This is a genomic window from Collinsella acetigenes, assembly GCF_012844445.1.
Classification (GTDB): domain Bacteria; phylum Actinomycetota; class Coriobacteriia; order Coriobacteriales; family Coriobacteriaceae; genus Collinsella; species Collinsella acetigenes.
On sequence record NZ_JABBCP010000001.1, the window covers coordinates 420,965 to 443,504 of the forward strand.

Sequence of the window (22,540 nt, forward strand, 5' to 3'; positions counted from 1 at the left end):
GGGTATCGGGGTGTTGGCGTCTGCACAGGCGAGATAGCGCGGGTTACCGTGTTTTCTCACCATAGCAGGTCTCGCCCCGTGCGCGGAAGGCGCAGCTGGGGCGCAGCCTGCAGATATTGCAGGTGGGCCGCGTATTGGCGTCGTGCACCGGGCCATCGAACAGCCCGATGAACGCCGTCACGCTCTTGGTGGGCATGAGCAGGTTTGTTGTTGTGACGGTAAGGCCCAAAAGGCGGCTTGCGTTGAGCGCGGCGAGGATGCTTGATTGGGCCGAGAGCGGGCAATCCCCGTAGCCGGGGCTAAAGCGCCAGTTTGCGCTCAGGCCCACATTGGCTGCTTGCGTGCGAACATCGCGGTCCATCTGTTCCACGGCGGCTTCGATATACGAGGAGCACGCGGCGTCGAAGAGAGCGGCGTCAAGTGCCTGCTGGCTTGCCAGAGTGCGCAGTTTGCGTTCGCAATTCATACCGAGCGTGCAGGCAAGCACCGTGCAGAAGGCGGCGTCTTTGAGATGACGGTAGATATCGCGTCCGGTGAGGACGATCTCGCTGTCTACGAGCTGGATGCAGGGCATTCCATCGTCGTCGGCGCCGCTGGCGTCTACACAAAAGGTGCGGCGCACGCCCTTGGGTTCAATAGAGAGTTCGAGCTCTTCGACGCAACGTACGATTCGGCGCTCAAGGTCGAGGTCAATCTCTTGGCCGCCGTAGCCTAGGTAGCGCAACATCTCCGCACGGTCCACACGGGGGCGCGCAGAGATGTTGGGCCGATAAAGCACGGGTGTTGCAAAAGAGGCCGGGAGATCCATTATTTTCTGAGGGCCTCGATGGCGGCGCGGGCAACGGATGGACGGTTCATGGTGTAGATGTGCAGGCCGTCGGCGTCGGCATCACGCAAGCCCTCAAGTTGGCGGCAGGCGTACTCGATGCCAGCCTCGCGCAGGGCGTCCGGGTTGTCCTCGTACTTGGCCAAAAGCTTGATGACCGGAGAAGGCAGCGACGCGCCGCACATGAAGACCATGCGGCTGATCTGCTGCTTACTCATGAACGGCATGATGCCTGCGGTGATGGGTACCGTGATTCCCGCGCGGTCGGCCATCTCGCGAAAGCGGAAGAAGCACTCATTATCAAAGAAAAGCTGCGTCACAAAGAAGCTCGCTCCGGCATCTTGCTTCTGCTTGAGGTGCTCGACGGAAAGCTCGAGGTTCTCGCAGGTGATATGTCCCTCGGGGTAAGCGGCTGCGCCTACGCAAAAACCAGCATCCACAAGGGTGGGGATGAGGTCTTTGGCGTAAGGGTATTCGGCGCGTGCGGCATCGGCGGCGTTGGTTCCCTGGGGCAAGTCCCCGCGCAGGGCAAGGACGTTTTCCACGCCGGCCTGGCGCATCTCATCGATTTTACGTTGCAGTTCATCGTGCGTGAGGGAAATGCACGTCAGGTGGGCGACGGACGTGATATCAAAGTCGTGCGTGAGCATCGAGGCGATTTTTGCGGTGGCGCCGGAGTTGCCCGAGCCTCCAGCGGAGTAGGTGACACTCACGAAATCGGGGTGAAGATCCTGGAACTGCTCGGCAACCTCGCGTGCGTGCTCGAGGGTGAGCTCGCCTTTGGGCGGGAACATTTCAAACGAGATGGGCTGAGCGCCCGTTGCCTTTGCAGATGAGAAGATGTCGGCAACCTTCATGGGACCTCCGGGATGCGTTAGTGCGGCGTGTCCGCCGTTGTGTGGCAGAAATTTTACCGCAAGCATTGGCGATAGCATCCAAGCTGTTTCATTTGTTAACCATAGGTATTGTCTATTGCAAAGTGAGCTTGCTACAGATTCGTGACAGGCGCATTTCCTGTGCGTTGCGAGTTGGGGACGCTCATGTTTCGCGTTCCTTTTCCCATCTTCTGAAAAAATCGTTTGACGTTGGGTTTTAGCTGCAGCTGCGGTATTCTCAACACGTTGGTTTCCGGCTGGCAACGTCTTGTTAATGCCGTCGAAACACGTCGCGCCTAATCTACGAATCGTTCGTTGGTAACAAACGCCGGCTGTAATCCGGTGTGAACATGAAGGGAGTTCCGCATGGCCGATCTTACCGACCGCTTCGGGACCATGGTGTTCTCGGAAGATGTGATGAAAGAGTATCTTCCCAAGGACATCTACAAGCGTCTCGCCGCCACCATCGAGGACGGCAAGCCGTTGGACCTGGACGTCGCTAACGCTGTTGCTCATGCCATGAAGGTCTGGGCTATTTCCAAGGGCGCCACGCACTACGCTCACTGGTTCCAGCCGCTCTCGGGCATTACGTCCGAGAAGCACGACAGCTTCCTCGAGCCCAACCACGACGGCACCGCTATCACCAAGTTCACGGGCAAGAACCTGATTCAGGGCGAGCCTGACGCCTCGAGCTTTCCCAACGGCGGCCTGCGTGCCACCTTTGAGGCTCGCGGTTACACCGCTTGGGACTGCACGAGCCCTGCTTTTATCAAGGACGATGTTCTGTGTATCCCCACGGCCTTCTGCTCCTACACCGGCGAGGCGCTTGACAAGAAGACTCCGCTTCTGCGTTCCATGACGGCTCTTGATCGTGAGTCCAAGCGCGTATTGGCCCTCTTTGGCAAGAAGCCCAAGAAGGTCGTTCCCTCTGTGGGCGACGAGCAGGAGTACTTCTTGATCAAGAAGGACGCTTATCGCAAGCGCAAGGACCTGGTTATCACCGGTCGTACGCTTTTTGGTGCTACTCCCTGCAAGGGCCAGGAGCTCGAGGAGCACTACTTTGGCGCTATTCGCCCCACTGTCTCTTCCTACATGAAGGACCTCGATAGCGAGCTATGGGCCCTGGGCATTCCGGGCAAGACCAAGCACAACGAGGTCGCTCCCTGCCAGCACGAGCTCGCTCCGGTTTACGGTGAGGTCAACGAGGCCGTTGACCAGAACCTCGTGATGATGGAGAAGATGAAGCTCATCGCCTCTCGTCACGACCTGGTATGCCTGCTGCACGAGAAGCCCTTCGAGGGCATCAACGGCTCGGGCAAGCACAACAACTGGTCGCTGGGCACCGAGTCCGAGAACCTGCTTGATCCGGGCGATACCCCGCTCGATAACTTGCAGTTCATCGTCTTCCTCACCGCGGTGATCGAGGCTGTCGATAACTATCAGGAGCTGCTGCGTGCCTCCGTTGCCTCTGCCGGCAACGATCACCGTTTGGGCGCAAACGAGGCGCCCCCGGCGATCGTCTCCATCTTCCTGGGCGACCAGCTTACCGAGGTCGTCGAGAAAATCGCCGACGGCAAGGCGTCTGTCCACGCTACACATGGCGTTCTTGACCTGGGCGCTAACACGCTGCCCAAGCTTATGCAGGACAACACCGACCGCAACCGCACCTCTCCGTTCGCCTTCACCGGCAACAAGTTCGAGTTCCGCGCCTGCGGCTCCGAGCAAAACGTCTCCGACCCCAACATGGTTCTCGACGTTGCCGTTGCCAAGTCGCTTAAGTTGTTTGCCGACGCGCTCGAGGGCACGCCCGAGGACAAGTTCCAGGATGCTGCACTTGATTACTGCAAGAAGGTTCTGACCGAGCACAAGCGCATTCTCTTCTCTGGCGACGGCTATTCTGATGAGTGGCCCGTCGAGGCCGAGAAGCGTGGCCTTGCTAACAACAAGACCACGGCCGATGCCCTGCCCGCCTTCGTTGCCGAGAAGAGCATTGCGCTCTTTGAGGAGATGGGTGTCTTGACCCGTGCCGAGGCTCAGTGCCGCTACGACTGCAAGCTCGAGAAGTACAACAAGCTCATGAACATTGAGGCTACCACGATGGTTCGCGAGGCGCGTCGTACCTATCGTCCGGTCATTACCGCTTACGCCACCAAGGTCGCCAAGGGTCTTGAGGCCATTCGCGCTGCTGGTGCCGATGCTGCCATGCAGTGCGAGCAGAACACGCTTAACAAGCTCTGCTACGGCATCACCGAGATCAACGATTCCATCAAGGCACTCGACGCCCTGCACAAGGAGGCCGAGGCACTGGACGGTCAGGAGCAGGCGAACAAGTATGCTCACGAGGTTGTTCCTGCCATGGATAGGCTTCGTACCGCCGTTGACGCCATGGAAGAGATCGTGGCTCGCGATTACTGGCCCGTTCCGACCTACGACGACATCCTGTTCTACGTCTAATCTCAACTGAGTTGCCAAGATAGATGGAAAGGAGCCTCGCTTTATGCAGGGCTCCTTTTTTGCGATGCGGAGATGACGTCATGCCGCGAGCGATACCGTGCGCAGACGGCGGAGGCGCGGCTGCAGCCTTGTGACTACCGTGTGCCTCTTTTCATGCGAGAGGCTCCAAGGGAGACCGCAGCGATGCCAAGGGCGCCTATCGCTATCCATAGGGGTGATCCGTCACCGGTGCCGGGTAGTCCGCTGCTATGACCTTTGGATTTTGTGCCGTTTGGTCGCTGAGGCGTTTTCCGGTCCGTGTCGCCGCTCGTACCAGGGGTCGGCTCGGGATCGGGTTTGGGCTCAGGGGCTGGAGTCGGTGTGGGCTCGGGATCGCGCCACTGCGCGTAGAGCGTGATCGAGGCACCCTGTGTGGAGCAGAGATTTATGACCTGCTGTGCATCTTCATAGGTATCGCCCGATCCGTCGCGTTGCGTGTTCCAACCGATAAATGTCGAATCTGCTAGTCCGTCGTTGTGGAAGACAAACGTGTTTTCAGGCAGGTAGAAGGCTTGCCCGTAGGTTGCCTCGATGGATTGCATGGCGGGACCATCGGCAAGATTGCCATCGAAATGCACGAAATAGGCGATGGGTTTCCACTGGGCGAAGAGCGTCAAAGTGCCCTCGCTATCCATAAGATTTTTGACAGTAGCGCCATCTGCAAAGGTGTCCCCGCTGCCGTTCGGCTTTGTATTCCAGCCGACAAAGGCGTAGCCCGTGCGTGCAAAATCACAGGTAAAGAGGTCTGCTTCAGTGTCGTAGGTGAGTGTCTGCTCCTCCATGGTACCCGTGGTGTCGTCTGCATTGGGGTCAAAGCGAATGCAATAGTCGATGGGGCGTGAGGTGGCATACATCGAGAGCGCCCTGTCTACAACGACCGTGGTCGGATTGGATACCTCGGACGAGCCCTCGGCAAAGTGCACGGTGCCGTCGGGCGAGGTCCATTGATCGAATGCGTAGCCGCGTGCAGTTCCACGCGCCACCAGAGTCACATGCGACCCCTCCAAGTACACCGTATCGGTACCCGCTGCGATGGACCAGCTTGGCTGTACATCGACTCCTGCAAGCTTGTTATCGCAGCTGGCAGCAAGCGAGTAGAGGTTGAGGGACACGACATCGGCGCCATCGCCTACTTCGACAGTCTTGCCAGTGTCCTTGTCGTCAAGCATAAGCGTGTACGTGCCAGCGGGAAGCGCGCCTTCGCGCTTCAGCGCATAGTATGTCGCTCCCGATGCGTCGGCTTTCTCTTCAAAGGGAGCAAAGGAGGTCCCTCCGTCAACGAGCGTGAGCCTCGACGCAAAGCCTTTTGCGGCACTGTTGTCGATTCCGACGGTGACGGTAACGTCATGCGCGGCGACGTTGTTGTCAATCCAGCGAGCCGTGAGAGTTAGGCCTATGGGCGAGCCGTTCGCGTCGAGGAGGATATTGCCGTCGACGTCTTTCGCACAGAGATTCGTGACCCATGCACCGTCAGAGATCGCGCCGCCCACAGATGCGGAGGGTGCCCAGCCGGCAAAGGTGTATCCCGGCTTGCTAAAGCGGTTGGCGGGAAGTTGACCTGCGACGTCGATGTCGAACAGCGCGTCATCCATATGGCCGGTAGCGCCCTCTCCGCCTTCGAAATGAATCGTGTAGGGCTTGCGTGTCCACTGGGCGTAGAGCGTGACGGTTGCGCCATCGGTGTCGGAAAGATTGCTCGCGGCCTCTCCGGGGGCAAAGGCGGTGCCGCTCCCATCGGCAGCGGTGTTCCAACCGCTGAGCGTGTATCCTGGAATAAAGAGCGTAGAGCCCTCGCCGATTTTGTAGGTTTTGCCGTATTTGGCGACTATGTCATCGGGCGCGGCGCCCGATGCCGTGGCGCTTGAGCCTGCAGGCACGTTGACGTCGAAATGGACCGTGTAGGATACCGGACGCATCTGCGCATACAGTGTATACGAGCCGTAGGATCCCGAGCCATCGGTGCCGCCGCTGTAGATCCAGTTGCCCTGCGCATCGGTCAGGCGAGTGTCGTTTACCGTGACGTTTGGGGAGAGATTTCCGCCGGCATCCATCACCTGCTCGCTATAGGGGTTGGGCGATGCCGTGTATCGCTCGGCAACTTGCCCTGTTGCGATGGCAGGCTGGATCGTCTCAACGCCTTCTCCGAACAGGGCAAGGGCGTGTCCGTCTGTTCCCGTTCCATACGGGGAGAGGGTAAGCTTGCATGCTGGATGCAGCGTTCCGGTCTTTCCGGACGCGGCAGAGCCCGTATAGGGAACGTTTTGCGACTGCACGCTTGCATCGACGCGTACAAGCGTTGTCTCCGCGGGCAGCCAGGGACAAAAGAGCACGTCTTTCTTGCCGTTGCCAAACTCGTCATCAAGACTTATCGCGGTGACATCGTTCATGCCATAGTTGCTGCTCAGACCTTTGACGACTGCCTGGGATTTACCAAGGTCGAGCTGTTTGTTTTCCAGCGTGCCCATGGTTGCCGCTGTGGGCGAAACCTTATTGTGGGCGGCATCGGTGGGGTCTACCTGAAACGTGCCCAGGTTGGTTACGGAGCCGCCCGCGGCAATGAGGATGGAACCTCCCGTGATGGTCGCCGCAAAGTATTTGTCTTTTTGGGTGTTGTATCCGTTGCCATTGGAGCCAAAGGCGCTCGCTTTGCTACCCCCTTTGGCAATGATGGTTCCGCCGCTGATATCGACCGCCACATGTGGATACGACCCGGGGCCGTTTGTGCCGCCTCCGCCGATGGCGTGGGCGTGGTCGCTGGTCGCGTAGGCGCGAACGATTCCGCCCGTGATGGTGATGGTTTGGCGTCCGGTTGCCCTGCATTCATTGCCGATGGCGGCAGCGTGGGACGAGCTCGCTCCACCGCCAAAAGCAGTGACGTTTCCGCCGGATATGGTGATCGACTTGCACCAGTGCTCGTTGGCCGTTCCGCCGCCACTGCCGATGCCGCAGGCGTATTCACCGGCGATTGCCTTGACGGTTCCGCCTTTGATCACAATGCTGTTGACCTTTGAGCGGAACGACCCGCCGATGCCTGCGCCAAAGCCTCCACCCGTGGCATTGACGGTTCCACCCTCGATTGTGATAGTGCCATGGGTGAGGCCCTGCTCGTCGCGGCCGCATCCGATCCCGGCACCGCTATCGCCGCCCTTTGCCGTGACGTTGCCGCCTTTAATGGTGATGTTTCGCATGGTCCCGTGAAAGCCGCACCCGATTCCCGCGCCGCCCGCGCTGCCGTATGCTTCGATAGTTGCGGTGCCTTCAATCGTGATCCCGTCGACACTGCCGCCGGAACCGCCGCCGATGCCAGCGGCATCGGTTCCGCCTCGAGCGATTACTTTGCCGCTTTTGAAGACGATGTTTCCGGTGACTCCATTGGAGACGAGCTTGTAGTTAGTGCCAATGCCGGCGGACATGCTGCCAGAAGCCGCTGCTGCGCTGATGGTTCCCGGGTGTTCGGAATCGGCCGTGGAGAACACGAGCTTGGTTTGCGTTCCCTCCTTTTGGATTGCGGGGCTCGTAAGATAGCTCGACAGTTTTGCCTGAGCGTTTGCCTCGCTGATGATGTTGACGGTTCCGCCCGTGTTTTCAATCTTTATCGAAGGGCATGTCTTGCCCGTATTGGCCGAGATACCGGGATTGATGTTGAGGCCGTCGGCAAGATAGAGAGTGACGTTTCCCGTTTTGACGTGAACCCATGTTGTGCTGCTGGAGCCGCAAAGGCGGTAAGAGCCCGGCTTGTCGATGGCGACGGTGGTGTTGGCGCCTTTGTCAGAGATGTCGATCGTGGTTATAGCGTCATCGGCAAAAGCGGGCGTTGTGGCAAGGGCGAGCCCCAGGGTGCAGAGCGTAGCGAGCGCGAGCGTGCGCGAAAGATGGTTGCGTAGGGCGTGAAACATGCAGGATAGAGCGTCGGTCATCGCGGTGCCTCCTCGTGCGTCTGTTGCTCCGATTTTATCATGGGGCTTTTGAAGAGATGGTTTTGTATGGGGACAAAAGGCGGACGGTGGTGCGAGCCGATTGGGTAAAAAGCGATTCGCGCCGAGTTTTGCGACGTTATTGCAGCGCTCGCGCCTTGCGTGCTGCGCTGGAAAACGCTGCGCGTTTCCCCAGCTCCGCACCCTGCCGGGTTCGAATCCCGGCTCATGGGCGGCAAAAAGCCCGCTACCGGAAGGGTAACGGGCTTCTCAGACTCAATGGTGCCCCCAGCGGGATTCGAACCCGCGATATCCACCTTGAAAGGGTGGCGTCCTTGGCCGCTAGACGATGGGGACAGCGCAGTTGAGTATACCAGATATCTCGTCTACGAAAAGCTTATCTTTCGTGTAAATTCTTATTGTTAATCAGTTAACTTCTCAGGCGATGTGCCTTCAGCGAATATACTGTCTCCTTGCTTGTTCGAATGACCGCTCAGATCAAGGAGCCCAAATGAAAACTCAGCAGATTGCACGTGCCGGACTGTGTGTGGCACTCTTGGCCGTTTCCGCGTGGGTGAGTGTTCCCCTCGGTCCCATTCCCTTTACCTTGCAAACCATGGCCCTGGCGCTCATCCCTGCCGTTCTTGATAGGCCTACGGCTATTCTCGCAGTTGCGGTGTATCTGCTTTTGGGCGCCATCGGCCTGCCGGTGTTTTCCGGTTTTTCGGGCGGTGTTATGCGCCTCGTAGGCCCGACTGGCGGCTTTTTGTGGGGCTTCCTCGTAGGCATGATCGTCGCTACGACGCTGGTTCGCCTGCTGCCCCAGACCATGCCGCTCTTTGCTCGCGTGCTCGCAGGCGATGTTGCCTTGCTCGTCATTTCCTATGCGTGCGGAACGGCTCAGCTCATGATCGTCGGCTCGATGAGCGTGGCGCCTGCCATGGCGGCGGCCGTCTTGCCGTTCATTTTGCCCGATGCTGCAAAGCTTGCCATCGGTGCTGGCGTGGGTTGCGCTGTAGACAAGGCTCTTTCTTCGACACTTTCCCGCGCATAGTCATAAAGAGGCAGAGCGTAAAAATAACCCCGGCAGGATGTGGCATACGCGCCTTTTCCTGCCGGGGCTATTGTGATGTGCCGCCGCGCATGACAGCTGCAGCTGCTTGATCTTAGAATCCTTGACGACGAGCGAACTCCTCGGAAAGCTCTTCCATGCCTTCGATTGACTGAATCCAAGCGGGAAAATCGGGGGTATCCACGATGATGCTATCTGCTTCCCATACCGCTTGGTGCGTAAGGTTCCAGGGCTCTTGCGGCTCGGGCCTTGTGGGCAGGTACGGCGTGAGATAGGTGGGATTGAGCAGGAAGAACGCGCCGCCGTCGCAGCGTTGGGCAAAATCACGAGCCGCGCGACGGGCGTTTTTGCGCCGACCGAGCTTATACAGCAGCAACGTTCGGCCCAGCAGATACCAAGGAGACGACTCCAGCTCTTCGCCTCCCTCGTGAACCGTGGCGAAAAAGGCATCCTCGTCTTCAAGGCGAGCCTGTGCCAGCAAAATGGTGCCGACGGCGCGATTGCCGTATCCGCGCGCACGCATGACACGCCTGGCATATGTGATGGCGGCGCGATAGCGAGCGCTTCCCAAGCAGCCGGTCGAGAGCGCTTCGAGCGTATGGAGCCAACCGATCATCATGGGGCAAGAAAGCGTGCGGCGCGCCATCTCGTCTTCGGAGAGCGACTCGTTCCAGTAGTGCGGTGCATTTGCATCAAAATCGGCAACTGTTGTGCTCAGATACTCACGCGCCTGCTTCTCAAGTTGCATGATGTCGCCCAAGCAGTTGTCGAGGGGGACATCGGCCAAGAGGGTGTTCAGTAGCTGTGCGTCGATACAGCTATGATCGGTTTCGATAATCTTGAAAAGCGAGAGGCGAATATCGTTAAAAAGCGCCTCTCGTTTCTTGTCGAATTCCTCGTCAGGAAGCTCTTCTAAGTGCTCGATGCCGTAAATGAGCTGCTCGCGAACGCGCGCATACGAAATGAGCGCCTGCGCTTGAGCGGAGGTGGCATAGGAGTCAGGATCTTGCTCTATGCGTTCGTGCAGCAAATCCTCTGCCGCTGGAGTGAGGTTTGGGTGCTCCTGCTCATATTCATACTGCAAAAACGCCGGAATATACTTGCGCGGATCCATTAGTTGTTACCCCGCTTTCGGGCGGCGTTTACCATCGCGGAAAGCTGCGCTACATCTTCATCAAGCGCCGACTGCACCAGTTCGTGATTGGCGAGCCAAACGGCGAAGCCGGCGTTTTCGGGTGCTCCGAGGCCTTCCTGAAGCAAGGGGGTCGCTTCGCTGATGGCGAGAATAAGCTCATCTTGGCTGCCGGGCATCACGTTTACACGTGCGTACAGCCCGTCGGGAAACTCGGCCTGATAGAACAGCGCCTGCGATGTGTGCGGATAGGTGCGCAGAAGGAGGCGGAGCACATGGCTCGCTCCTTCGAAGTCAAAAGCTCGGTACAAAACGTTGATCTGAGCAAGCAGGCTCCAGGCGTCCTGGCGCGGCTCAGACCTATCCGGGCGACGCGGCTGGATAGGGGAGGCGGCAAACGCGCGAGGGTGCTCGGCCTTAAAGGCTTTAAGATCGGCGATATCGCACTCCAACTTGGCAAGGGCGAGCATCGCGGTGTAGCGAACATCGGCGGGGTCATCGGGAGCGATCTCTAAAAGATCGCGCGCGGCGTCGAGGGAAAGCTTGTACTGGCCCGCTATGAGAGCGCGGGAGGAAAGAGCGGCAAGCCAGCGAAGATAGGGGCGTTTGCCCAGGTCTTGAGCATATTCTTCGTCATAGGGATTGTCGGCAGACTCAACGAGTTCTTCGATATCGTGCTCAACTGCCGCGCGGTTATCCAAAAGATAGGAGACGTACTCGTCGTTTGAATTTGCGCATATGGCCGTAAGCATGCGACGAGCGTCCCAGTTCTTGGGGTCAAGCTCCACCGCTTCGCGCAAAATGGCCTCGGCGCGATCATCCTCTTTGTTGATCTGGTCTTCGTCGGTGAGGAACGGCACCCGGTAGTCGGCGAGTTCTGCTGCCTTTGCTACCAGGTGGAACGAGCGGTCGCGGTCGGTTTTGACCAGCGCATCCGGGTCTCGTTGATATTGGGTCATGCCGCGCTCGATAACTGCGGCGTTATCGAGCGGGTAGATATGCTCTCGACGTAAAAGTTCCAGGATGAGGCGCAGGCAGTCCTCCTGAATGGGATCGAATGCCATGGGCCACTCCTCTCCGTGTGTAATGGTCAAAAGTATAGAGCAGCGAAGCCGCTGCGCCAAAGGGCTATGTACCCAAGATGGAGATGTGCAACACGCCGAGAAAAACTTACGTTTACTGAAAAACGAAAGGCATGAACGGACATAAAGCCTATAATCTCATCGGAACGCGATGCGGATTTGTTTCGAATGTCCTTTCGAAACCCTAACCGTAAGCGGAACCGGCCATGAGATGGGGGTAATATCCTCTTATGGTAAAGCGTTTGAGCGCACCGTCGTCCGGTGCGCTCGCCGCTGCTTTTGGTCCTTGCGGAGCCAATTAGGTGCTCCGTATTAATACAAGCCGAGAGGGGCTTGTCGATTTGGAGGCAAGGTATGGGACGTTTCACTAACCCGCGCGATCTGTATTTCGGTGAGGGCGCTCGCCACGAGGTGAAGAACCTCAAGGGCAAGAAGGCCATCATCGTTTCTGGTGGCAGCTCTATGCGTCGCGGCGGGTTCTTGCAGGACGTTGAGGCCGACCTCAAAGAGGCCGGCATGGAGGTTCAGCTTTTCGAGGGCGTCGAGTCCGACCCCTCCATCGAGACCGTCATGAAGGGCGCAGCCGCTATGCGCGACTTCGAGCCCGACTGGATCGTAGCTATCGGCGGCGGTTCCCCGATCGATGCCGCTAAGGCCATGTGGGTCTTCTACGAGTATCCCGAGGAGTCCTTCGATAACATCATCCAGCCGTTCAGCTTCCCCGAGCTGCGTCAGAAGGCTCACTTCTGCGCCATCTCCTCTACCTCCGGTACCGCTACCGAGGTTACTGCCTTCTCCGTCATCACCGACTACGCCAAGGGCATCAAGTACCCGCTGGCCGACTTCAACATCACCCCTGATGTTGCCATCGTCGACCCGGAGCTCACCTACACCATGCCTGCTAAGCTTTGCGCTCACACCGGTATGGACGCTCTGACGCACTGCATGGAGGCCTACGTTTCCACCTTTGCTTCCATGTTCACCGACGCCAATGCTCTCCATGGCATCCGCGAGATCGTCGAGTGGCTGCCCAAGTCCTATGCTGGCGACCATGAGGCCCGTCAGCACATGCATGAGGCTCAGTGCATCGCCGGCATCGCCTTCTCTTCGGGCCTGCTCGGCATCGTTCACTCCATGGCTCACAAGACCGGTGCTGCCTTTGAGAACGGCCACATCATCCACGGTGCTGCTAACGCTATGTATCTGGGCAAGGTCATCCAGTGGAACTCCAAGGATCCGCGCGCTGCCGAGCGTTACGCTTACGTGGCCAAGGAGGTCCTGCACCTTCCCGGCGAGACCAACGAGGAGCTCATTGCCGCGCTCGTCCAGAAGATTCGCGACCTCAACGACCAGCTCAACATCCCGCAGTCCATCAAGGATTACGCGAACGGTGGCGTGAAGGTCGACGCCGAGAACCCGCAGATGGTTTCCGAGGAGGAGTTCCTCGCCAAGCTGCCCGAGATCGCAGCGAACGCCGAGACCGATGCCTGCACGCCCGAGAACCCGCGTGAGACCAAGGCTGCCGACTTCGAGAAGATCCTCAAGGCCTGCTACTACGACACCGATATCGATTTCTAAGATAAAATCCTAGGTGTTTAGCCATTACGAGACCCCTGCGCTATCGTGGTGCAGGGGTCTTTTTTGTGGAAGCGAGGGGTAGCATGCCAGTGGTATTTGGGGCTCCGGGACGGTATGTGCAAGGGCCGGGGGAGCTTGGGCATCTTGGCGCTTGTGTTGCGCGTCTGGGCCGTCGTGCGTTCATTGTGCTTGACCCTGGGACCGATGGGCGCGTTGGACAGACGGTTGATGATAGTTTTTCGGCTTGCGAAGGCGTCTCGAAGCCGGTGTTTCGCGTGTACGATGGCCCGTGCTCCGAGCGTGCTTGCCGGGGTCTGGCTCGTGCCTGTGCGCAACTCAAGTGCGATTGCGTTGTGGGGATGGGCGGCGGCAAGATGCTCGACATCGCAAAGGCCGTGGCACACTATGCGGGACTTTCTCTTTGCGTGGCGCCCACAGTGGCTTCAAGCGATGCCCCATGTAGTGCACTTTCGGTGCTCTACGACGATGGCGGCAGTTTTGACAAGTACCTGCATCTCGATCGGACGCCCGACCTGGTGGTGGTCGATTCGGCCGTTATTGCGCATGCACCGGCGCATTTGCTCGTGGCAGGCATGGGCGACGCGCTTGCTACGTATTTTGAGGCCCGGGCATGCAGGGAGTCGGATGGCGAGAATGAACTGGCGGGAGCTTCCGGCGTTGCCGCGACGGCACTTGCTCGGTCGTGCTTTGAAGTGCTTATGGCCGATGGCCTGCAGGCTAAGGCCGATGTCGAAGCGGGAGAGCTCACTTCTGCTGTCGAGCGTGTGATCGAATGCAATATTCTTTGCTCGGGCATTGGCTTTGAAAGCGGCGGCCTGTCGCTCGCACATGCTGTTGCCAATGGAATTGCTGCACTTAAGGGCGTGCGCGTGGCGCATGGTCTTGCCGTGACATATGGCTTGTCGGTGCAGTTTGCAGCGGCTGCAGCGTTGACGGGCAAGCCTTTAGGGGATGACGAAGCCCGCGCGCTGGCATTTTGCCACGCTGCCGGTTTGCCAACGTGCCTTGCAGACCTGGGATTGGAGGCCTTGCCCAAGGAGGATTTGCATTCGGTTGCCGTGCGCGCGCTTTCGTGCACGAGGAATATCGGCAACGTGCCGTATGCGCTGGATGAGGATGCCCTGGAACGTTTTCTTCGTATGGCAAGCTAGGGATGGCGAGGTGTTCTTGAGGCGATGCCCCTTGTTTGTGGGGAATCCGGTGGGCATCCGGGCGCTTCGGTCCCTGTTTGGATAATCGCGTGCTGCACTTTTGGATCTTACGTTCTATCAATTACGGGCGCCCTCTCGTATTCCGTTTGGGAGACGAGAGGGCGCCCGCTGCATTGGAGCGTTGCTGATTGCGAAATTGGGTTTATGCGAGGTCGTCGAGCTTGACGACGCGCTCGCTGCCATCGATGTCGCAAAAGCGTGCGGTGCCTGCCTTGACGCTAAAGAAGGCAAGACGTCCGTCGTTGGCGCTGCTGTGGTGCTCGCCGATGCCGACCATATGCTTGAATCCTGCTTCGCGCACGGCATCGCTCACTTGGGCGTCGTCTGCTAGATTTGCCGTGCCCGAAAGGACGATCCAGCACTCACCGGGTTTCCAGCCGGAGAGCTCGAACTTGGGATGAGCTTCGAGCTCAAACCAAACATCCTTGTCGCGCGAGGTGCAAAACCAAAGCTTCCCGGCGTCTGCCATAGCAAATGAGAACGGGCGCACCCGTGGCTGGGTGGGGTCATTAACGTCGATAGTGGCGAGGTACCATGCGGGCACGCGGTGCAGATATGAGACGATTTCGTCCATGAACGGCTCCTTTTTTTGCGGTGAATGACGGAATGTGACAAATTAAACCTGTCGACTTTTTGTCACATTAGAGGGGGAGGGGTTTCCATTCGTCGTGGTTGCAGATCCAGGCTTTGGGGCCCTCGAGGCTAAAGAAGACGAGCGTGGGGTCGCATGCGCCATCGTAGTGCTCGCCCAGACTTTCGAGATGTTTCCATCCTGCCTCGCGAATCTCGTCGGAGACGCAGTCGTCCATGCCGGCGCGGCCGCGCAGGATAAGCCAGCCGTGCCCCGGCCACCAGGCGGTAGCCTCGAGCAGAGGGTTTTGAAGCAGCTCTTGCCAAACATCTTTGGTGGTTGCGGTGCAAAACCAGAGCTTCCCGTCTTGCTTGGCGGCAAACGAGAAGGGACGCACATGGGGCTGATTGTCTACGCTCGTCGCAAGGTACCAGGCGGGGATAGACGTAAGGTACGTGAGTGCGGTGTCGATGCCGGAGGCGGTCGAGGAATCGTCCATAGGGCTCTCCTTTTGTTAGAGCAGGATAATGACGGCTGCGGCGCAAAGGATGAGTGCGAGCATGAAGATGCCTGCTGCGACGTCATGTGCACAAAAGCGCAGTGGGTGCAGGCGCGTTCGCCCCGCCTCTCCATGGTGGCAACGTGCATCCATGGCCGAGGCAAGCGTCTCTGCATGACGAAACACACTTGCAAACAGCGGGATTGAGATAGAGGAAAGAAACTTCAAGCTGCCAATGGGGCCGCTCGCCACCTTTGCCCCTCGGCTTACCTGTGCTTGATAGGTCTGGGAAAGCTCGGTGGCAAACTGGGGCATAAAGCGCAAGGCGATGCCTAAGATCATGCCAATCTCATGCGCCGGAAAACCGACGCGCGCAAGGGGCATGAGCAGCTTCTCGACCGCCTGCGTGAGGTCGAGTGTGGTTGTAGTCATGGTGACGAGGCTCATCCCGCACATCATCAAAAACATGCGACATGCGATAAAGCAGCAAGAATAGATGCTGCCCTCGCTAATCTGAATAAAGCCCAGATGAAAAAGGACTCGGCCGCTCTGCTCGGTGAAGAGCGTAAGGATGGCAACGAATGCTACAAGCACCATGAGCGGCGCCACGGAACGCACGGCGTAGTGCGCGGGAATGCGCGCCAAGGCATACGAAATGCCAATGCCGATAGCGAGCACGGCGAGCGCCGGGAAGGTATGCGAGGCCAGGGCGATGAACAAAAAGCCAAAACCGGCAAGCAGCTTGGTGCGAGGGTCAAGGCGATGGACAAACGAGCGCCCGGCGTAGTAGCTGCCAAAGGAGAAGGCTTCCATTACGCAACACCTCCGGCGGCAAGAGCGACGATGCTTTTGGCAAGCGTCTTGGTGGAATAGAGGCGGCGATGGGGCAAGGGGATGCCGGCGTCACGCAGGAGGCGCGCCATATGCTGTGGGGCGGGCAGGCCCAAGCCGATGGATTTGAGGTCGCGGTCGCTTGCAAAGACCTCGCGCGGCGTGCCAAGCGAGACGATGCTGCCCTTGTTCATAATGAGGACGCGGTCGCAGTGGGTGGCGATATCCTCCATGCTGTGCGACACCATGACGATGGTGAGCCCGCGGGCATGAAGGTCATCGATGAGCTGCAGAAACTCTGTACGAGCGGCAGGGTCGAGGCCGGCAACAGGCTCGTCGAGCACCAGCACGCGGGGGCGCATGGCGAGCACGCCGGCAAAAGCGCAGCGACGCTGCTGACCGCCAGAGAGCTCAAAGGGACTTTTCTGCGCAACTTCATCGGCATCAAGGCCTACGAGTCGGAGGGCCTCGAGCACGCGCTCGGTGACCTCATTGGCGGATAAGCCCAGGTTTTGAGGTCCAAAGGCAACGTCTTCAAAAACGGTGTTGGCAAAGAGCTGATGTTCCGGATATTGGAATACCATGCCGACAGTGGTCTTTGCCGTCTCGTTGACGTGCTTGTCCGCCATGCTGGCACCTTGGAGCAGCACGCGCCCCTGCGTGGGGTGAACAAGGCCGTTCATGTGCTGGATGATGGTCGATTTGCCCGATCCGGTGTGGCCCGCGATGCCGAGCATTTCGCCTTCGTGCACATCAAAGGAGATGTCGCGCAGGGCCCAAACGGCATTGGGATCGTTGCCCCATTCGGCGGCTTGCGTTGCAGGCGCGTTTTTCTTACGGCGCCGCGCTCGCTCGCGGGTGGACTTTTCGTAGCTGTAATACACGTGCTCAAACTGGATGAGCGGGGCAGTGTCACTGCTTTGCGGCGCCTCATCGCTCGCCGCGGTTTTATCGCATAAGGACGTTTCGATATGACGTCCCATAGCGGCGCGAATCTCGGTAACAACCGATTCTTCGTCAACATGGGGCGTGATATCCAGTCCGCGCCTTTTGAGCTCCAACGCGAGCTGGCAAGCAAAGGGCTCCTCGAGATTGAGGGAGTGCAACTCGTCGGCACGGGTGAGGATTTCTTCGGGCGTGCCTTCCAAGGCGATACGTCCGCGATCGAGGAGCACGACGCGATCGGCAAGGGCCGCTTCCTCCATAAAATGGGTGATCATCACGATGGTCATGCCCGCATGATTGAGCTCCTGGCACACCTTGAGTAGACCATGGCGGCCGCGCGGATCGAGCATCGAGGACGCCTCGTCCAAAATAAGCACCTCGGGGTGCATGGCAAGGGCGCCGGCAATGGCCACGCGTTGCTTTTGTCCACCCGAGAGAGCGTGGGTCTCGTGCTGCTCAAAGCCCATGAGGCCCACGCTTGCGAGGGCGTCCGCCACGCGCTGCGAAAGTTCGCTTGTGGGGACGCCCAGGTTTTCTGGTCCAAAGGCAATATCGTTTTCCACGAGCGTGGCGACCAGTTGATCGTCGGGGTTTTGAAACACCATGCCTACACGCGAGCGCACGTCGTAGACCAGCTGCGGGTCGGAGGTGTTCAGGCCGTCGACTTCGACGCTGCCGCTATCGGGCACGAGCAAGGCGTTCAGGTGCTTGGCGAGGGTTGACTTACCGGAGCCGTTTCCGCCGAGGATGCACAGAAATTCGCCGTCGGCAATGTCGAGCGTGACGTTCGAGAGCGTGGGGACTTTGCCGTCGTAGGAAAACGAAATGTCTTTACACGAGATCATTACTTGCCCTTAACCTGCTGCTTTTCTGGTGTGATAAGGTTCGAGATCGCCTTGTACACTGCAAGCGTCAGCACGGAGTTGAGCGCGGTCTTGATGAGGTTGAAGGGGATGATCGCCGGGCCGATGAGCGGCATGATGAAGTCCATCGAGGGATACCAGAACCACACGCCGATGGTGAGGTTGGAGACGATGGATGCTGCTGTGGCGCAGACGATGCCCAGGATAAGGCCGGTCACGGCGCCGCGGAAGCTGTGGAGCTTCTTGTACGTGAGCGCGGCGGGCAGGATAAAGAAGATCGCCGCCACGATGTTCATGAGACCGCCGACCCAGTCGCCCGTGGTGAGCGCGTGGATGACCACGGCGAGCACGCCAACGGTAAGGCCCGATACGGGACCGTAGGCAAAGCCGCAGACCATGGCCGGCACCAGCGAGGGGTCATAGCTCAAAAACGGAGCCGAGGGAAGAATGGGGATTTGCACATACATGAAGATCGCGCCGATGGCGCACATGAGTGCCATGGTGACCAATTGCTTGGTCTCCCACTTGTTGGTGTTTTGAAATTGGATATGCGTAGACTGCTCAGACATGAGATCACCTGCCTCTTCTATCCGGACTCTAACCGTTGGCACCGGATTCTCACCGGATCGGCCTGCAGGCAACCCAATGCCAGCCAGGCTCGCGGGCTTATCGGATGTGCACCTGGCAACCGCTGCCGGGGACGCGACGCGGGATTGCGCCGGCCGATTTACCGCCAGTGGGGAATTTCACCCCGCCCTGAAACAGCGACTGCATCGTAGCATCGTGGCCGTGCGCGTGGCAACCCGTTTGCGTTCCGTTTGGGCGGCAGGAGTTTCCAAAAGGTGCATAACATAAGGTGAACGGCGGCGTTTTTAAATGTTTCGAGCACGCTTTTGAGGGAATGGAGGCTTGGGATTGAGCCGCGGCGGGGTCTTGTGGCGGGGCCTTGCTCCTTTGTAGGAAGCTTTGCGTCCGCAAAGGCCGAGTTGGCAACAAAGTTTCTGATTTCAGTAGCAGTCTGGCACTTTTTAAAGTAGAGGCTTCTGCTAGGAGGAAAAACAGCAGGAAATAGCGCCTTTAAAAGGCGGTCTACTTGAGAAAGTCGAATACTGGTACTGAAATCAGGAAGTTTGTGTTGTGCATGGCGGCATTCCGTGGTTTAGACGTCATTTTGCTACAAAGCCTTCACGCCGCGCGGGTACCCGTGACCTTGGCAATCGAGGGGAGGGGGCGTATCGCGCCTGCGTCCCTATAAGGAAGACAGCCGATGAGGGCGAGTCCAATGAGGGCGATCGACAAAAGAAAGCGGACGCGCCCGGGTATGGAATCGCGGGTGCGTCCGCATGCACCTGGGGCGAGGGGAGAAGAGAAGGGTGAAAAGGGACCCTCGCATGCCAGATGGCTAGATCTTGAATTAACGGGCGCTGCAAGAGGCGACCACGTCTACTCCAGTATCGCATACGTTCGCAAGTACGATATCGCCCATTTTGACGGGAGCGGTCACGCGAGCTTTGCGAATGGCATCCATTGCTTGTGCCTGCAGCGATAGGGGGATGGCTTCGCGCGTGCGCACGGGGATGAGGGGCTCGCCGGTATGTGCCCCCTCAAGGCGTACGGTCGAGGCGAGGACGCGCATGGGGCACGTTGCCTCCTGGCGCCCAAAACGCTCGCCGCGTGGGCAGCTGTTGCCGGCGACGGAAACTACGGAGCCGGTTTCGTCGAGCGTTACCGTAAGGTGGCATTCGGATGGGCACACCGTGCAATAGAAGTCTTTGACCGTGCAGTTACTCATGGCCATCGTCCTCCTCGATAACGCTGATCTCGATGGATTCTTTTGCCGCGGCAGCAAGTTTTGCCGGTAGCGGGAAGAACTCCATGATGCTGGGGATAAACGAGCGCGGTTTGCCCTCGAGTGCCGTGGCGCCATCGACGGTGATGCGCACGTGCGCGCGCTTGACGGGGCGGCGAACGCGGAAGAACAGTTTTGCGGTCTCCCCGCGCGTGAGGCGTGCCGGCACCACGTAGCTGGCGATGCCTCCGGCATTGATGGGGACACTCTCGCTGGTGGCGGCAAGCGTGCCTGCAGCATATGCGGCTGCGGCAGCGCCCGCGCGCTCCGCCTCGCGCGTCACGTTGTCGGCAAGGTCATGTACGTGCAGTACGTTGCCGCATGAGAAAATGCCCGGAACGGTGGTTTCGAGCGATTCGTCTACAACGGCGCCGCGCGTGCGTGGGTTGAGCTTCACGCCAGCCGCAGCTGAGACCTCGTTTTCGGGGATGAGGCCCACAGAAAGCAACAGCGCGTCGCAGGGAATTGTGCGCTGCGTTCCCTCGATGGGATGCAACTGCTCGTCGACTTGCGAAACCTCCACCGCTTCAACGCGGTTTTTGCCAATCACACGGGTGACCGTGGTGGAGAGATGCAGGGGGATGCCAAAATCCTCAAGGCAGTTTTTGACATTGCGGTGTAGGCCATTGGCATAGGGCATGAGCTCGTAGACGCCTTCGACCTCAAAGCCCTCAAGCGCCAGGCGGCGCGCCATGATAAGGCCGATGTCGCCAGAGCCCAGGATGACAAAGCGACTTCCGGGCTTGAGATTCTCGATGTTGATGTAGCGCTGTGCGAGGCCCGCGGTAAAGACGCCGGCAGGACGGCTGCCGGGGATTTTGATCTCGGAGCGTGTGCGCTCGCGGCAGCCCATGGCGAGGACCACCGCATGGGCAGTGAGGGTTACCATGCCCGTTTCGCTCATGAAGACGACGTCTGACGTGCCAGACTTGTCGTCATGGTGAACAGAGAGCACCATGGAGCCCAGGTAGACCTTGATGGGGGAGTCTTCTACGCGGTCGATGAAACGCTGGGCATACTCGGGACCGGTGAGCTCTTCTTTGAAATAGGTGAGGCCAAAGCCGGGGTGGATGCACTGGCGCAGGATGCCACCGAGTTGAGCATTGCGTTCGACGATTGCGGTAGAAGCGCCGGCGCCGGCCGCTTTGAGGGCTGCAGCCATACCGGCGGGGCCACCGCCGATAACAACGACATCGTAGGTGATCTTGTTCATTTAATCATCGCCCTTCACGGGACCGAGGACTATTTCGGAGCCAGGGTTCTCCAAGAGAACCTTAGCAGGGGCTATACCCAACTCGCGGGACAAAATGTCCACGACGCGGCTTTGGCAAAAACCGCTTTGGCAACGGCCCATTCCAGCACGGCAACGGCGCTTGACTCCCTCGACAGAAGTAGCGCCAGGCGTACGATGGATGGCGGCGACGATTTCTGCTTCAGGGACCGTTTCGCAGCGGCAAACAATGCGCCCCCATGCGGGATCGCCCTGGATGAGCTCGTCTTGATGCTCGGTGGAAGCAATGTCGAAATCTTCCGGTGCATGACGAATGGGGTTGAAATGTGGGTTTTGGGGCAGGGGAACTCCTGCGTTGCGAAGGCATTCGACCATATATTCCGCGATGGCCGGGGCACTGGCGACGCCGGGAGACTGGATGCCCGCTGCTTGGAACAGGCGGTGCTGCAGTTTGGATTGACCAATGAAGAAATCGTTTGTATCGGTGATGACGGCGCGGCCGCCAGCGAATTGGCGAATAGATGAGCGAACGTCGAGAGACGGCACGAGTTTTGTGGCACCCGCCATGAGCTCTTCAATATCTGCAGCGTAGCAGGAGAGGTCGCCCTTTTCGCGCATGATGGCGGTGGATCCGATGAGAATATTGCCATGCACCGTTCCCATTACGACAACACCCTTTGTTGTGGGGGTGGGAACGGGATAGATGGGCATGATCGACTTGGCCGTGACGTTCTTGTCGAGAACCAGCAGATTGCCCTGGCGCCAGTCGATTGCAAAATGCTCTCCGCCAGCCATGTGGGAGATGGTGTCTGCGTAGCATCCCGCTGCATTTATGAGCCATTTTGCGGAGATATCTCCCTTGGGTGTATGCAAGATAAAGGAGTCATTTTGCTGTTCGATGCTACGGACAGGGGCGTTGAGCAAAAACTCGACGCCGTTTGCAGCGGCGTTTTCTGCAGCTGCGATGGCTACATCAAAGGGGTCAACGATGCCTGTATGGGGGCAATAGAGCGCCTGAATGGCATTGGGTGAAGCCTGGGGTTCGAGCTCATGGATCCGCTCGGGACCGATGATTTCCAGTCCGTCCACGCCGTTCGCCTGACCGTTTTCGAGTAGCGTTTGCAAGTGCGCACAGTCGCTTTGGGTAAAGGCCAGCACCATAGATCCGGTTCTTATAAACTCAAAGCCAAGCTCTTTTGACCAAGCGCTGTAGAGCTTATTGCCACGCGCGTTTACCTTGCTTTTCATAGTTCCAGGCGCGGGGTCGTATCCAGAGTGGATAAGACCTCCGTTTGCTTTGGTGGTTCCGCAGGCAATGTCATTGGCTGCTTCGACAACGAGCGTCTGGGGCGAATAGCGCGATAGTTCTCGCGCTATGGCACAGCCTATGATGCCTCCACCTATGATGGCGATATCGCATGCAATCATATGGCCTCCAAGGTTCCCTTTGGGAGAATGTGGACATATTGTCTCACTAGCAACAATAATCAACACAAATCAAAATATGGCAATGGAAAACCGTTTATCTTCGGTAAATGGAAGGCGAT

17 protein-coding genes, 1 tRNA gene and 1 riboswitch are annotated in these 22,540 nt (G+C 58.6%); of the genes, 4 read left to right on the plus strand and 14 right to left on the minus strand.

Annotated elements, in window-relative coordinates; genetic code table 11:
• Positions 1–43: 43 nt before the first annotated feature.
• A complete protein-coding gene (locus tag HF320_RS01780; protein ID WP_248276550.1) occupies positions 44–727 on the minus strand; it encodes a vitamin B12 dependent-methionine synthase activation domain-containing protein in 684 nt (227 codons plus the stop codon).
• 80 nt (positions 728–807) lie between these two features.
• Positions 808–1,683, minus strand: coding sequence for a methylenetetrahydrofolate reductase (locus HF320_RS01785; RefSeq protein WP_169276801.1), 876 nt, complete (start codon positions 1,681–1,683; stop codon positions 808–810).
• 384 nt (positions 1,684–2,067) lie between these two features.
• Between HF320_RS01785 and HF320_RS01790 the strand changes: the two genes are divergently transcribed.
• Entirely contained in the window at positions 2,068–4,155 is a 2,088-nt protein-coding gene (locus HF320_RS01790; protein ID WP_169276802.1) for a glutamine synthetase III family protein, read from the plus strand.
• Positions 4,156–4,289: 134 nt separating this feature from the next.
• Here HF320_RS01790 and HF320_RS01795 read toward each other — a convergent pair whose 3' ends face one another.
• Both HF320_RS01795 and HF320_RS01800 read right to left on the minus strand, forming a co-directional pair.
• A complete protein-coding gene (locus tag HF320_RS01795; RefSeq protein WP_169276803.1) occupies positions 4,290–8,111 on the minus strand; it encodes an InlB B-repeat-containing protein in 3,822 nt (1,273 codons plus the stop codon).
• A gap of 277 nt (positions 8,112–8,388) precedes the next feature.
• Positions 8,389–8,465 (minus strand) — tRNA-Glu (locus HF320_RS01800).
• Positions 8,466–8,619: 154 nt separating this feature from the next.
• On the opposite strand from HF320_RS01800, the gene HF320_RS01805 reads away from it, so the two are divergent.
• Positions 8,620–9,162, plus strand: a complete 543-nt coding sequence (locus tag HF320_RS01805) for a biotin transporter BioY (protein ID WP_169276804.1) — start codon at positions 8,620–8,622, stop codon at positions 9,160–9,162.
• Between the two features lie 112 nt (positions 9,163–9,274).
• On the opposite strand, the gene HF320_RS01810 is transcribed toward HF320_RS01805, so the two are convergent.
• Together HF320_RS01810 and HF320_RS01815 are read right to left on the minus strand one after the other, a co-directional pair.
• Positions 9,275–10,294 (minus strand): hypothetical protein, encoded by a 1,020-nt coding sequence (locus HF320_RS01810; protein ID WP_169276805.1) that lies wholly within the window; start codon positions 10,292–10,294, stop codon positions 9,275–9,277.
• A complete protein-coding gene (locus HF320_RS01815; protein ID WP_169276806.1) occupies positions 10,294–11,376 on the minus strand; it encodes a SirB1 family protein in 1,083 nt (360 codons plus the stop codon). The genes HF320_RS01810 and HF320_RS01815 overlap by 1 nt, the downstream gene beginning before the upstream one ends.
• A gap of 372 nt (positions 11,377–11,748) precedes the next feature.
• Here HF320_RS01815 and HF320_RS01820 point away from each other — a divergent pair, with 372 nt between their 5' ends.
• Together HF320_RS01820 and HF320_RS01825 are read left to right on the plus strand one after the other, a co-directional pair.
• Positions 11,749–12,972: an iron-containing alcohol dehydrogenase gene (locus HF320_RS01820; protein ID WP_169276807.1), complete on the plus strand. Its 1,224-nt coding sequence runs from the start codon at positions 11,749–11,751 to the stop codon at positions 12,970–12,972.
• Between the two features lie 83 nt (positions 12,973–13,055).
• Positions 13,056–14,144: a glycerol dehydrogenase gene (locus tag HF320_RS01825; protein ID WP_169276808.1), complete on the plus strand. Its 1,089-nt coding sequence runs from the start codon at positions 13,056–13,058 to the stop codon at positions 14,142–14,144.
• Positions 14,145–14,346: 202 nt separating this feature from the next.
• On the opposite strand, the gene HF320_RS01830 is transcribed toward HF320_RS01825, so the two are convergent.
• The 8 genes from HF320_RS01830 to HF320_RS01865 form a co-directional block, all read right to left on the minus strand.
• A complete protein-coding gene (locus HF320_RS01830; protein WP_169276809.1) occupies positions 14,347–14,778 on the minus strand; it encodes a pyridoxamine 5'-phosphate oxidase family protein in 432 nt (143 codons plus the stop codon).
• A 67-nt stretch (positions 14,779–14,845) separates the two neighbouring features.
• Positions 14,846–15,274: a pyridoxamine 5'-phosphate oxidase family protein gene (locus tag HF320_RS01835; RefSeq protein WP_169276810.1), complete on the minus strand. Its 429-nt coding sequence runs from the start codon at positions 15,272–15,274 to the stop codon at positions 14,846–14,848.
• A gap of 15 nt (positions 15,275–15,289) precedes the next feature.
• Complete coding sequence (locus HF320_RS01840) at positions 15,290–16,087, minus strand: energy-coupling factor transporter transmembrane component T family protein (protein ID WP_169276811.1); 798 nt, start codon at positions 16,085–16,087, stop codon at positions 15,290–15,292.
• Entirely contained in the window at positions 16,087–17,895 is a 1,809-nt protein-coding gene (locus HF320_RS01845; protein ID WP_169276812.1) for an energy-coupling factor transporter ATPase, read from the minus strand. Before HF320_RS01845 ends, HF320_RS01840 begins: the two co-directional genes overlap by 1 nt.
• On the minus strand, positions 17,895–18,482 hold the full coding sequence (locus HF320_RS01850) for an ECF transporter S component (RefSeq protein WP_169276813.1): 588 nt from the start codon (positions 18,480–18,482) through the stop codon (positions 17,895–17,897). The genes HF320_RS01845 and HF320_RS01850 overlap by 1 nt, the downstream gene beginning before the upstream one ends.
• Positions 18,483–18,487: 5 nt before the next feature.
• A riboswitch (FMN riboswitch) is annotated at positions 18,488–18,681 on the minus strand.
• Between the two features lie 646 nt (positions 18,682–19,327).
• The gene (locus HF320_RS01855) at positions 19,328–19,705 is read right to left on the minus strand and encodes a DUF1667 domain-containing protein (RefSeq protein WP_169276814.1); all 378 of its coding nucleotides are present in this window, start codon (positions 19,703–19,705) and stop codon (positions 19,328–19,330) included.
• Positions 19,698–20,975, minus strand: a complete 1,278-nt coding sequence (locus tag HF320_RS01860) for an NAD(P)/FAD-dependent oxidoreductase (protein WP_169276815.1) — start codon at positions 20,973–20,975, stop codon at positions 19,698–19,700. Before HF320_RS01860 ends, HF320_RS01855 begins: the two co-directional genes overlap by 8 nt.
• The gene (locus HF320_RS01865; RefSeq protein ID WP_169276816.1) at positions 20,976–22,421 is read right to left on the minus strand and encodes an NAD(P)/FAD-dependent oxidoreductase; all 1,446 of its coding nucleotides are present in this window, start codon (positions 22,419–22,421) and stop codon (positions 20,976–20,978) included.
• Positions 22,422–22,540 lie beyond the last annotated feature (119 nt).